At 45.5% G+C, this 13,935-nt stretch carries 7 protein-coding genes; 2 read left to right on the plus strand and 5 right to left on the minus strand.

Annotated elements, in window-relative coordinates:
- Positions 1–16: 16 nt before the first annotated feature.
- The 5 genes from SFV55_RS21980 to SFV55_RS22000 all read right to left on the minus strand — a co-directional run bounded on the left by SFV55_RS21980 (position 17) and on the right by SFV55_RS22000 (position 9,603).
- Positions 17–1,831, minus strand: a complete 1,815-nt coding sequence (locus SFV55_RS21980) for a DUF6089 family protein (protein ID WP_320031709.1) — start codon at positions 1,829–1,831, stop codon at positions 17–19.
- A 443-nt stretch (positions 1,832–2,274) separates the two neighbouring features.
- The gene (locus SFV55_RS21985; protein ID WP_320031710.1) at positions 2,275–3,222 is read right to left on the minus strand and encodes a magnesium transporter CorA family protein; all 948 of its coding nucleotides are present in this window, start codon (positions 3,220–3,222) and stop codon (positions 2,275–2,277) included.
- A gap of 157 nt (positions 3,223–3,379) precedes the next feature.
- Positions 3,380–4,033, minus strand: a complete 654-nt coding sequence (locus tag SFV55_RS21990; protein ID WP_320031711.1) for a hypothetical protein — start codon at positions 4,031–4,033, stop codon at positions 3,380–3,382.
- A 9-nt stretch (positions 4,034–4,042) separates the two neighbouring features.
- Positions 4,043–5,338, minus strand: coding sequence for an ABC transporter permease (locus SFV55_RS21995; protein ID WP_320031712.1), 1,296 nt, complete (start codon positions 5,336–5,338; stop codon positions 4,043–4,045).
- A gap of 38 nt (positions 5,339–5,376) precedes the next feature.
- Positions 5,377–9,603, minus strand: coding sequence for a T9SS type A sorting domain-containing protein (locus SFV55_RS22000; RefSeq protein WP_320031713.1), 4,227 nt, complete (start codon positions 9,601–9,603; stop codon positions 5,377–5,379).
- Positions 9,604–9,967: 364 nt separating this feature from the next.
- Between SFV55_RS22000 and SFV55_RS22005 the strand changes: the two genes are divergently transcribed.
- Positions 9,968–12,313 (plus strand): mechanosensitive ion channel family protein, encoded by a 2,346-nt coding sequence (locus SFV55_RS22005; RefSeq protein WP_320031714.1) that lies wholly within the window; start codon positions 9,968–9,970, stop codon positions 12,311–12,313.
- Positions 12,314–12,543: 230 nt separating this feature from the next.
- The gene (locus SFV55_RS22010) at positions 12,544–13,890 is read left to right on the plus strand and encodes an ammonium transporter (RefSeq protein ID WP_320031715.1); all 1,347 of its coding nucleotides are present in this window, start codon (positions 12,544–12,546) and stop codon (positions 13,888–13,890) included.
- The last annotated feature ends 45 nt before the right edge of the window (positions 13,891–13,935 follow it).

Here is a 13,935-nt window from a genome sequence, read left to right on the forward strand (position 1 = left end):
GTTTTTGGAAAAAACACTACTGCACAACATCTAATACGAATTCGACCCGGCGATTGAGCACCCTTCCTTGGGCCGTTTTATTACTCGCAATTGGTTTTGTTTCGCCGAATCCTTCATGCTCGATTCGTTTAGCGTCGATAGAACGTAAAAGCAGGTAGTCATAGCATGATTGGGCCCGTTTTTTTGACAAATTCAAATTAAATTCATCTTTTCCTTGGCTATCTGTATGTCCTTGAATGCTCAATTGGTATGCGGGATACCGCATCATCAAGGCGGACACTTTATCGAGAATTTTTTTGGAACTGGGTAGTAATATTGCACTTCCGGTCTTGAAACGCACTTCTTTTCTGGCTCGCAGAAGTACAGCCTGATCCTCCTTGCGCAGTTCCGGGCAACCCAATTTATTTAACAACCCGGCTACTTCCGGGCAGCGGTCATCTAAATCAATGACACCATCCTTGTCTGTATCGGGGCAGCCAAAATGGGTGGCTATTGTATCGGCAATTTCAGGGCAACGATCATCTGGGTCGGGAAATCCATCGCCATCGGTATCCGGACAACCTTTAAAAGCCAGAGGCCCGGCTTTCTCCGGACAACGATCATCCAGATCAATCAATCCGTCTTTATCTGTGTCCGGACAGCCAAACTGATTGGTCGTATCGGCAACCTCGGGGCAACGATCGTATTTATCAATCAAACCATCGCAGTCGGTATCAGGTTCGGGGCAGCCATTTGATCCAGGCAATCCTTTTTCGTCCGGACAAGGATCGTCCTTGTCCGATACGCCATCCCAATCGGTATCGGGGCAGCCACCGAAGGCAGGCATGCCCGGCAAATCAGGGCAGGCATCGTCGATATCCGCAATGCAGTCGTTGTCTCGATCCGGGCACCCCTCGGTTTCCACAATGCCCGAATCACGGGGGCAAAGGTCGGCCGAATCCATAAAGCCGTCGCCATCAGTATCCGGGCAACCGCCGGTCAGAGGATTACCTTTTGCTTCGGGGCAGGCATCTTCGGCGTCTTCCACTCCATCTTCGTCACTGTCCGGGCAGCCCCTAGCAGATTCTACACCTTTTAACCTGGGACAGGCGTCTATTTTATCCAAAAAGCCATCGCCATCGCTGTCCTTAACGCCCATCCTGACTATCAGGTTTACACCAGCAGCAGCATACCAATCCCTCCGTTTTGGGTTTCCGGTGGCACTCACGCCATCGAGGTAGTCACTATCGGCAAAACGGAGCGCAGCTTCAAAAGCGAGGGTACTCGATTTGCTTAAATCCAACCTCAACCCGCCGCCAAATGGAACAACTGGCAGTTGAACAGTACGGCTTTGGGCTTCATCGGCGAGAATAGGAGGAGCAATGTTTTCATCCATTTTGAAATCGACCAAGTAATTCGTTTCAGGATTAAACCGGGCCATCCCAATGCCTACAAAAAAATAAGGCGTGAATTTAGGTTGATAGCGGTATTTACTCTCAGGGTAATGGGTTTTACCAAAAGGGTCCCATTCAAAAGTGAGGCTGAATTCTGTAAATTTGGTTCGAAAAGAAAAATCGCGCAAACGATGAGGGGCTTCAGGTGGAAAATTCCGGTCGCTGCCACTAAGCTGGGTACTTAATCCCCACAATCTGGTCGAAAACGAGGGGGTCAGATAATAACGAAAAAACCCACCATAAGCTGGATTCAATTCTTTTAAAAGCGGGTAATTCTCAGGATTTAAATCACCTTGATATCCAGCGCCACCCAGCAATAATCCAGTTTCCCACCTTACTTGTGCTGCGAGCCCAAAAGGCAAAAAGCAGCACAGTAAAGCAATGATGTAGTTTCTCATTCCTTCTCTCATTTTCGTAGCTCATTGTGCAAGCTCCCGAAATTAACAAAAACTGAAGTAAACCTGGACGACAAAAATAGAATTATGGATTCAGTTGGGAAAGTATGCTTTTTTTAACGATTTTTTAAGATTTATGGTATAGCGTGAAGATAAAAATAATAAATAAGAAAAAAGGGTGAACCTTAATTGAATGGTTCACCCCAGTACCAGTAAGCAACAAAGAGGGATTCTTTTCAGCATCCCTGTATCTTTAAAAGAAAATTTTTTCCTTAATGATCTTTTGTAAAATTAGCATCATCAAGAAAAACTTGTAAGAAATAGTTATCCACACAAAGTGGAAAACTTTTACAAAACATTACTAATCAATAAATTAAAAGCTTGAATTATTTTTCCACATGTGGATAACTCAAATAAAATGTGGAAAACCATGGTAGGAATGAGCTTTAAAACAAGCGTTTGCGCTGAAAATACAAGGCGAGTAACAAACTGATGACCAAAGCCAGTACGATGATCAGGTAAACGGCAAATCGACTGGTCTGAAACGGCAGGGGCACGTTCATGCCAAAAAAGCTGGCGATCAGGGTTGGCACAGCCAGAAAGATGGTTACGAGCGTCAGACGATGGATGGTAACGTTCATGTTATTGGAAATGATGGACGCATAGGTATCCATCGTTCCACTTAGGATGTTGCTATACACATTGGACATTTCCAAGGCCTGACCATTGTCAATGATGATGGCTTCAAAGAGATCAAATTTTTCTTCATCATCCCGGATGGTCAAAAAATCAGTACGTTTCATCTTCATATTGAGCAAGTCGTTGGCACTGAGTGAGTTTACAAAATAAACAAGGCTTTTTTCTATGCTCAACAATTGTCGCAACTCCCGGTTTCGGCTGGAGTGGTAAAGCTCTTGTTCGATGAGGTTGCGTTTGAGGTCTAATTTTTTCAGGCAAGTCAAAAAACGATATACGTTTTGCTCCAGAATTTGGAGGATGAATTGAACAGAATCAGAGGGGTCGAAATTCTTCACTTTGTCGTCCAAAAATCGCTGCAAAACCGGATTCTCGATGGAAGTGATGGTGATCACGTGCTCATCGGCCAGAATAATACCAATTGGGACCGTAATGTAAATGGCATCGTTTTCTTCCTCGGTAGGATTTAAAACGGGAGTATTGACCAAAATGAGCCGCACATCCTCTTCGATTTCGTAACGCGAACGTTCGTCAATGTCCAAAGAGTCGGTAAAAAATTCGAGGGGGGAATCGAAGGTTTGCGCCACCTCTTCCAGCTCTTCCTGGTTGAAGGGGGGGGTAATATTGACCCAACAGCCTGGCTCAGGTTGCTCCAGCTCCTTCAATCGACCATCCACTTTGAGGTAATATCTGACCATAACGTTCGGCGTTTGGGTTCCAGAATCTGGTAAGTGTTTATTTGAATTTTTCAATTGGGTTCCCAATCCATAATTCAAATACACGCTGTATGTCCCGACTCCTCAATTCGCCCGCAAACTTAACAAATCTGTTCCTAAATCCGCCTCAAAAACGGTATTATGTTGGATTTCGTATCTGGTCAACGAAGGTTTCGTACAAAGGGAGGTCGATGGCACCAGCATCTGGGGCCCAGGAAGCCTGGCGGTCTTGCAAAAGCAGGAAATAGTCCATCACCAAATCCCCTTGTTGTTCCAGGTTGAATTCAGATAGGTGATTGGCTTTTAGCAAGGCAGGAAGCCCACCGTAGTTATACCCCATGGTGCTGCGTTGTGCCCGTAGTGCTCTAGGGATGTAAGCTGCACCTTGCTGACAATACTGCCATACGTGAACCAATTCGTGGATTAGTATAGCCTCGGGAAATGGCCCCCAACCGTTGATGGTAAAGCCGGAAACGTATACAATACCCGTACTCCGCGTCCCGATCCGGGCATTTTCGTCAATGCGCACCAAATCCAGAGGTATGGCATTGCCAAAAACCATACGTGCTGAGAATTTTTCTGCATCACTCAGGCCACGGGTATTTCGTTTCAGAAGTATTGCATTGATCAATTCAAATCCGTCCAGTACTCCGAACAAATCGATTAAAACAAAGGCGAAATCAGCCGGATGTTGGAAGCTTGAGCGCTTAAACAACCTGCGAAAGCGTTGTGGGTAACTTCCAAAGCACCACCTCAGCCGAACTAAGCCATAGGGTTTATTTTTTTTGTGCATGGGATTGGGTTAATCAAATCGGATCGCCTTCACCGGACTAATCCTACTGACCAAATAAGAAGGGATAATCAAAAAAAGTAAGGTAATCAGCAATGTACCAATGTTCAGCAACAAAATGCTCCAAAGGTTGAAGTGAATCGGAGCATAAGAAAGGTAGTAGTTCTCTTCATCCAAGCGAATGAATTTGAAATATTTTTGCAGCAGGCACAAGGCAATCCCCAACAAATTCCCCCAAAACATCCCATTGAGGATGATGTAGGAAGCATAATACAGGAAAATGCGTCGAATGCCCCAATTGCGTGCGCCCATACTTTTGAGTACCCCGATCATATTGGTACGTTCAAAAATAAGAATCATCAAGGCGGTAATCATGTTGATGATGGCGACAATGACCATCAGGCTAAGGATCACCACTTCATTGATGTTTTGCAAATCCAACCAGTTAAAAATACCCGGGAATTTTTGGCGGATGGTTTCGGCATAAAGTTCGTTGGGGATATGGTTGTAATAAATGTCTTCGGAAAGGGGCTTCAAATCATTGATGTCGTCCAGAAAAACTTCAAATCCGGCCACCTGGTCTTCGGTCCAACCTAGTAATTGCTGAATTTTGCGGATATCTACCAGGGCAAATTGGCGGTCGTATTCCTCCAGACCGGTTTTGTAAATGCCACATATTTTGAAGCTGCGCTTGAGTTGTTCGCCATTTTGTACAAAATGAACCCGGAAGCCATCCCCTACCCCAACCTTGAGGCGATTGGCCGTGGTACGGGAAATCAGGATTTCGTTGGATGCTGTGCTGTCCTTGGTGTTGATAGGTTTGCCTGCCACCAGGTATTGGCTCAAGAAATGCCAGTCAAAATCTTGCCCTACTCCTTTTAAAAAGATGCCCTCTATTTCGTCTTTTGCCTTGATGATGCCCCCTTTAAAAGCATACACCTGAATGTGCCTTACGCCACCATTGGTGAAGCGTTTTCTCTTGAGCTCCCGCCCCAGAAGATTGCGCTTCTCGAGAAAAGCTACCCGGCGAATCGTATCCAGAGAAGGGTAAAAATCCTGGTTTTTATCCACAAAAGACTCCTCTAGTAAATTCTCGTACACACTGGCATTGGTAATGTGGATGTGCCCCCAAAAACCAAAAATTTTACTACTGATTTCCCGTTTGAACCCCGAAACCAGGGCAGTAGCGCAAATCATCACACTGATGCTGAGCGCAATAGCAATAACTGCGATCCGAATGATCACCCGCGCAAAGGACTGTTCTCCCTCGGCAGCAACTTTTTTGGCGATAAAAAAGGAGTAATTCATAGAGGCGAAGATAAGCGTAAGGTTTCAGGGTTCCAAGGTTAATACACCACCATCTTCATCGTCTTCCGATGTGCCCCGGCTTGCAAAGTATAAAGCAGCACTCCAACCTGGTTCAAATCCGTTTTATCGATGACAATTTGCTGATGGCCTGCGGGGTATTCCTGGCTAATGGACTTGAGTACCCGACCCGATAGATCACTGATCTGCAAGGTTGCAGGGCCCGCCTCTCCCAGGTCAAATTCAATGGTTGTAGATTGACTAAAAGGATTGGGAGAATTGGGATAAAGCTGAAATTGAGGTTGAATGCTTTCAGACTGCAAATTGCGCTCAAGAACAATTTTTTCAAACTCACCTCCATGGGTATAGGCCTCTGCGGCTAAATCCAGTTCTACCAATTGGAATAATTCACTTGAGTTGCCCGACTTTTTAGCCCTGAATTCAAGTGTGGCCAATTGGCCTGTTTTTTTAGATGTATTTAGCCATGATACCCGAATCAGCCCGCGTTCAAGGTCGCTTAAACCGATACTCTCCATGCCCGCATCGCGATATTCAATGTTTTGGAAGGTCAAAAATTCAGAATTGAAATGTAAGCTAAACTGAGCCCCGATCAACTCGTTGGCTTCGAACAAGTTAAGCGGAATGGTGTACAGTTCACCAGCTTTAATTTCCGCGGGCAAAGCACCAGTTTGTAAGGTCCGCTCGGCGGTATTGCGCAATTCAGGAGAGGGATTTACATTTTCTTTTGCGGCGTTGCCGCTTACATCGCCCATTTTTACAGCAACAAAATCCGCGCCCAACATTTCACTGTTCAGGTTATTGTAGTTGCGCACTTCCGGAATGGTTTCCAGCAAGGGGTTTTGTGGGTCTTTAAATTGGAAAGAGGCATCTACGAAGCGCCAGCTTGGGCATTTTTTAAATTCCAGATCCAGGCGTAGTACTACTTTGCGGATTTGGATGATGTCGTAGGTGGATACAAAACCTGACAAATCCACATCCGCAGCAATGAATTTATAGGGGGAATCAAAGGGCATCGATCCTAAAATATGGCGCGTAATCAACACAATATCGTAAGTACTTACCCCATCCAGATGATTGGTATTCAATGAAGGGGTAACCGTATAATCATTGTTTTCTCTTAATTGTTCAAAGCTGAATTGCCCGCTCTTGTTGCTGAGCGTTGTGACATCTTGTACTCCACTCAACTGCACATTGGCATTATTCAAAGGTTTGTTGGTAAAGGTTTTGATGGTGCCACTGATGCTGGCGCTGCCAACTCTGGGGCACAAACCGCGATTGTCTTGTACCAAGACATAGGTTTCACAATAACCATAGTTGCCCCTGGTATCCCAGGCGTACACATACACCAGAATGCTGGGCCGATCATCACAAGTTAGGGTTAAACTGATGTGATTAGGGTCAGGTTTTTCCCTTCCGCTTTCGATTTCATCCGCCCGGTGAATCGAATAAGCCACAATGCCCGAACAATCCTCAACTTTACTGGCAACAAAGTCTTTGGCCCAAACTACTGCAGCTCCTGGGTCTGGATCACCGTCACCGTCAATGTCTTTTGGCACTGGTAATGGCATCAATTCAACAACCAACCCGTTGATACAAATCGGGGCTGGGCCTTTTACATCACGCACCTCAATCTGGATGGTTTCACGACCGATATTCCCGCAGCCATCGGAGGCATTGATCTGAATTTTATGGATGCCGATAGGCAATCGCTCCTGAATGCGGTAACGCGGGTAAGTGCCCACCAGTTTCAGGGTACGGTCAATTTTACCATCCGCCTTTTCATCATAAAGTGCTTCCACTTTCAGATCCTGGCTATTGCAGTTTTCAGCAATCGAAAACAGATAATTGACATCGCCGGTGCAGTCATTGTTGCGTGCGTCAAAAAAACTGCTGCTCAGGAGAGTGATTTTGGGTGCTTCATCGTCGTAAACCTTGATCAACTGGGTGTACTCCCAGATGCCTCGCGATTGCAAGAGGGGGCGCTCGATGCTATTGGTCCAATGGCCTTTGTCATTGGGTATGGTATTGTTTATGACCTGGTCCTGGTCGATATAAGTCGTATCATTGGGTTGGACCAACAACCAAAATGCGGTGTTTCCACGTTCACCATCTCCATCGTAATCCCGATCCAGGATAACTGGCTGGTTTCCTTCCTTGTACTCACACCAATTGATAATGGTCCAGGTGCGCAATATTTTGTAACATTCCTGTCCGGTGGAGCTAAATTTCACATCGTTCACACTAAAAGCAAGAACATTGCATCCATTTTCCTGGTGAATGAGGTTATTGCCAGGTGGAATTTGTTGACAATTCACCGAGGTGTCCTTGGGAAAACGAATCGCATAATCCCGTATCGCCAAAACCCGAATCACCTGAATGCACTCCGGACTGCGTTGTTCATTGGCTTTGCCCAGGTTGCGCACCACTTGCCAGCGACGAGTTATGGTCCCTACGCCACAATTGTCCAATTTGTCCAAAGCAGGCAACGACACAATGCTTAACAAACCACAGGGATCATTTAGTACTTTGCCTACGCCAAAAAGACTAAGGTTGCCCAGGTTTTTATCGGTACACAAAATATTGGTATCTGCTGGAACCACACATTGCAGTAAGGTTTTGTCCTCTACGGGTACATCCAACCAGCATTTGCTACTGTTACCAGCGACATCGAGGGCTATCAGTTCTACCCGAACTTTGGCACCAATGTCACAACAGAAAAAGTCAATCCTTTCGGCAGGCAGAGTATAAAAAACACCATTTTCCAGCGTCAGGGCATCAGCAGTATCCAATTTCCCATTGCCATTCTGGTCAAATGCCATAGTACAAGCTGTAGAAACTTCCCTTCGTACTTTGAGGGACTGCAATTGGCAATTGTCGCTGGAGCCTTCGTCTACATCTATTACCGTAAGTCTGCCATAACCATTGCTTACACTCACATTAATGGCATTATCACAACGCACCTGGGGCGCTATTTTATCTTTAACCCGCAACTCCACGGAATCAAGCCTAGTATTCAAACAGGGGTCGTTGGCGTACAATAGCAGGCGATGTTTTCCTACTGGCAAATTGTTCATTACGCCATTGCTAGTAGGATATACTTTCTCCAACCACACTGAGTCCCCTACACTGGGGCGCGCAACATAGGATTTAACCTTTACACTCAATTGCACCGCATCACAATCACTGAATCCAATCTGGTAAAGGCGCTGCAACTGATCGGGGCTGACGGGTAAAGCTGCACTACAGCTCATGGGCTGGGTTGAAACCTCAATGGGTTTACTGGGTTTGGTAATGACCGGGGCTTGCAAATCGCCGATTTTCATCAGCGTAGTGTCGATATGAACAATGCTTCCAGCACACCAATCAAACAACTTTAAAGATTGGATCACCTTTCTGCCCCGACGACAAATCAGCACTTCGCTGACTTGACGTTCGATGGACAAGCCACAGTACTCGCGGTCAAAAATGGTGGTATCACCTACCGCATTAATCCAGAACGGGTACAAAATCGGAGTACGAATGACTTCAGGAATGCAGGAGTGAATGGCGGTATCTTTCGGAAAATGTAGCTTTTTCCAATCCGGCCGCCAAAAAACAATCACTTGCGTTGTGTCTTTGCGGTTGCCTGAGGCATCCTCCGCAGAAAAATTGCGGTATATTTTTGCGAAAAAAGTACTGTCACAATCTCCTAGTACCAGGCGGTCATTGACTTTAAGATCAACCAGAACCCCATTGCAATTGTCTTTAAAAACCACTCTTCCTGTGTAGTATTTGTAATTTGTTTTTTGCCAGGAAGCGGGAATGTTGTAAATGCTGTCGAGGTCAAAACACAACCAATCCAGGGTATCTCGGGCCCAGTCTATGGCCTGAACCGAGGGAGGGCGTTTGTCCTCCGTAATCAAGGTACTCTGGCAAACGATACTCCCAGTAATGATATCGCGCACTAAATAGGCATGCCTACCAGCACCATCCGCAATGTTGCGGTTAAAAGGATTCGAGTCATTGACCAGCACCTGCAAACGCGCCCAGTTGGTAGCATCGTCTCCACCTAGCAGAACTTGTTGTGGACTCAGGCTGATTTGGCAATTTTCGTCGAGCGTAAAGATGACATCTTGACGGCAACTTAGGGCCGCAATATTGGAAAAGGACGATGGGGATTTCCAAACCTTTACCTGTTGTGGAAGGGTCGCCGTTAACGCCCCCACAAAAAGATAATACAACCATGCGGCAGTAGAAAATAATCGCATAGTTCGGTTTGATAGATCGCCTTACAAATCAACGGGGCTTTCCTTTTATACAAAAAGCTGTACCGTTCGCTCAAAATTAACGCTCATTTGCGTAATATAAGGTGTTAGGAGGTAAAAAGTTTAGTCTGAAGGGGTACAAATAGTGAATGACCAAAGATTCGAGAGAGGAATGACTAATTTTTCGAATGACGATTAAGCGCTGAAGTACCTGGCATTTGGGGGGAATGTTGGAGGTAGATTCCATTTACATGAAATTATGCACCAACTTTAAGGGCAATATGGCAAATTCGTCTCTCCTCATTCGAAAAATTCGTCATTCCTCCCTACCTTGCTCCCATCATTCGTTGCAAATATGTGCACATCCATGAGAGGCTATATCCTATTGCTTTTATTGACGCTATCCGCCCTACCCGTTTTTTCCCAAACTCCTATTGCTGCCCAAGCAGACACTGTGGTGGCCATTCCCATTTTGCAACTGGCTGAAGAGCTGGGCAATTCCGAATTGTTTCTACGCAATCAATTGCGGCCTGCGCTGGAAAGCAACGCCGTGTTGAGTAGCGTACAAGAGTCCGTCGATTCGCTGCGCCGGGCAGCCGATAGTTTGCAAAAAACCTCCAATTACGTGTGGGAGCAACAAGTAGCCAGCCGCATCAGTGGTAGTCTGGCGGGACGTTGGCGGCGTTATCTGCGTCAATTACAAGAAGAAGGAAAACGTTTGCAGAACTATTCCAGCAGCCTGCAATCCCTGCTCGAACAGCTGGGAACCATGCAGGAAAAATGGCGCTTCACCACCACTGCATTTAAAGACATTCCAGTCGAGGTCAAACAGCGCATTGATTCATTACAATACGACCTAAATCAAGCCAATACCGGGCTTTTGACTCAACGCAATGCCGTATTACGACTACAAAGCACGGTACTGGATCAAAAACTATTCTGCCAGTACCACCTTTCCAATATGGAGGGTTTGGAAAATCTGGAGTTGCAAAGTATGCTGACCAAACGCCGGCAGAATATCTTTGAAATTCCCATTTTTAGCCAATCTACTGCTGAACAAAGTTACCGCAAGGTAGCCCTGGATTATTTCAAAAAAGAGTTCAACGAATTTTTACAAGGTAATCGTGACCGCATGTTTCTCCACCTGATGCTCTTCCTGGGCATTGGACTGTTTTTTATGTTGGGCAACTCCTTTTTCAAAAAAGACCGTAAATACAACAAACAGAACGAATTTAATCTCGCAACTGAGATTGTTTTTTCCAAACCACTGACTACCGCCTTTTTGATCACCTTGTTGATGACTCCCTTGTTGTACCCCAATCGGCCTTCTGTTTTTAGTGAAATGATTGTGATGGCCCTGGTTGTGCCTTTTGTGGTCATCGTTCCTAGGTTTGTCATTCCCAATATTCGCTGGAGTATTTATCTGGTTGGCGCCTTGTTTTTTGTCCACTTGATGCTTAAATCAGCCATCGCCAATCAGGTCATTTTTCGCTGGTTCATGGTATTGGAAAGTATTTCCCTTGGGCTGTTTGTCTTTTCAGTGGGTTTCCGCGACCGACAATGGTTCCGCGAACCATTGACCAGTGCAGTATTTGCGCGGATAATGCAATTTGCTGCCCCCATTTTTCTGGTTGTGGCCAGTATGGCGGCACTGGGAAATATAACCGGTTACGATACCCTTGCTGAGGTATTTAATCTTTCGCTCGAAAAAATCATCCTTACAGGTTTGATCATTTTTAGTGCAACGATGGTCATTGAGGGGCTGCTGCGTTTTGTGCTCAATTTGCGCCCTGTGGAGGAAGGTCAAACAGTGGCAAAAGACCGCAATGCTTTTTTGAACGGCATGAGTAAATTCCTGCGCATCAGTGGTGTATTGGTATGGTTTGGATTTGTACTCAATGCCTTGCGTTTGTTAGGGCCTTTAGAATACACCTTCGGGCAATTCTGGGATGCTGGTTATAGCTTTGGGGCAGTTCGCCTCACGGTTGGTGGAGTGCTGGGTTTTTGTGCCATCATCATTGTTGCCTGGCTAATCGGAAAATTGTTTAAATACCTTTTGGAAGAAGAAATTCTGACCCGATTTCAATTTGAATATGGCGTACCCATGGCGGTTGGGCATTTGGTGCAATACCTGATCGTCTTTGTGGGTGTACTCCTGGCAATTGCTTACCTTGGTTTTGACGTGCAAAAACTGAGCCTGATCATTGGCGCAATGGCCATTGGCCTGGGTTTTGGTTTGCAAAGTTTTATTGCCAACGTACTTGCAGGTTTGGTGCTAATTTTTGGGCGGCCATTTCGGGTGGGAGATCAGGTTATTGTCAATGAAGAGGAAGGGGAAATTTTGGAAATTAAGTTGCGCAGCAGTAAAATTCGAAAAATCAATGGCGGTATGCTCGTTGTACCCAATACCGATTTGGTGTACAAACAGGTGGTTTGTCACAGTCGATCGGTGGGCCCCAGGATGTACGAGTTGGCAATTCGAACCCAGGCAAGTTCAGATCCTAAACGAGTAATGGAAATGATCAAAGCCTGTTCTATTCGGGAAGAAGCTATCCTGACACAACCCGAACCACTGGTAAGTTTTGAGGGCATTGACCCCAACGGGCAACAGGTTTTCCAAATTCAATTCTGGGTGACACAGGCCGGACATCAAGCGAAAAGCCGCCTTTCTTCCCGGATTTATTCTACTTTAAAAAATGAAGGCTTGCTGTAAATGCCAAAGATATTTATGCTGAGAAGGAACTTAGCTAAAATTAATTTTTCTGATCCCCCCAAATTTTCTTTTTTATTTTCTTTTGAGCATTTTTGTAAAATTCTCGACCTGAAGTTGAGAATATTTCAAAGAATTACTTGTACTTTTGCCATACAACTAAAGCAAAAAAATTTTTTAACCCTTTTTTTTAACTGCTTTAAGATCAACTAAAGCTTTAAATCGGAAACGGTATGACACAATTGATTACGAACAAGCCGATGGCTACGTTCAGCTTTGTGCTGCTCCTCATCATCTCTATTGTTGCCTCCTTTTATCCGGCAACTTTTCCAACACCTGCAGAAGGCGTAACATTTGATTCAGGCAACGTAGCCTGGCTTCTGGTCGCTTCCAGCTTGGTATTGTTGATGACACCAGGCCTCTCGTTCTTTTATGGCGGGATGGTTAGCCCTAAGAACATTATCTCCACCATGCTCCAAAGCTTCATCTCACTGGGAATCATCAGTGTAATTTGGTACGTGGTAGGTTTCAGCTTGGCCTTCGGTGACTCCATCGGTGGTTTTGTTGGTAATCCAATGACCCACTTCATGTTCAATGGAGTTGGTACGGCACCCGCAGCCAATCCTGGTATCAACCAAGGTATTCCTTTTGTTTTGTTCGCAGCTTTCCAGTTGAAGTTTGCCATCATCACTCCTGCCCTGATTACGGGTTCGTTCGCTGAGCGCGTTCGTTTCTGGAGTTACATTGTTTTTATTGTACTGTGGAGTTTGCTGATTTATGCACCTCTGGCACACTGGGCATGGCATCCAGAAGGTTGGTTGTTTAAGTTAGGCGTACTTGACTTTGCAGGTGGTACTGTTGTGCACATTTCTGCAGGTATTGCTGCTTTGGTTGGTGCAATGGTGTTGGGCAGAAGAAAAACCCACATCGAAGGACAATCTCACAATGTATTGTATACACCTTATGTTATCCTGGGTACTGGCTTATTGTGGTTCGGCTGGTTCGGTTTCAACGGTGGATCTGCATTGGCTGCAAATGGTCAGGCAGTAACTGCATTTGTAAACACTAACCTGGCTTCTGCATCTGCTGCTATTGTCTGGATTTTGGTCGACACCATGCGTGGCCGCAAACCTTCCGCTTTGGGTGCTTGTATCGGTGCGGTAGTTGGTTTGGTGGCTATCACCCCTGCTTGTGGTTACATCAACTACGGCCCAAGTTTGCTGATTGGTGCAGTAGCTGCAACCGTTTCAAACTATGCCGTTGTTCGCAAGTCTCGCACCAGCTTGGATGATACACTGGACGTATTCCCATGCCACGGTATTGGTGGTATCGTGGGTATGTTGATGACTGCACTTTACGCAACGGATGCTTTTGGTGGCGTTTTTGCAACAGGAAGCCCCAAACTATTGATCAATCACTTGATCGCTCTGGTGGCTGTTGTAGCTTTCACTGGTGTTGGTTCTTGGCTAGTTTACAAAATCACCAACTTGATTACTCCACTACGTGTATCTGAAGATCAGGAAGAAGAAGGTCTGGACATCAGCCAGCACGAAGAAACTGTAATTGAATTAGCAATGTAATTGACTATTCAACAGTAAAATAAAAAAGCGGGTTTGGTGCGGTGC

Source organism: Haliscomenobacter sp. (assembly GCF_033763495.1).
GTDB lineage: Bacteria > Bacteroidota > Bacteroidia > Chitinophagales > Saprospiraceae > Haliscomenobacter.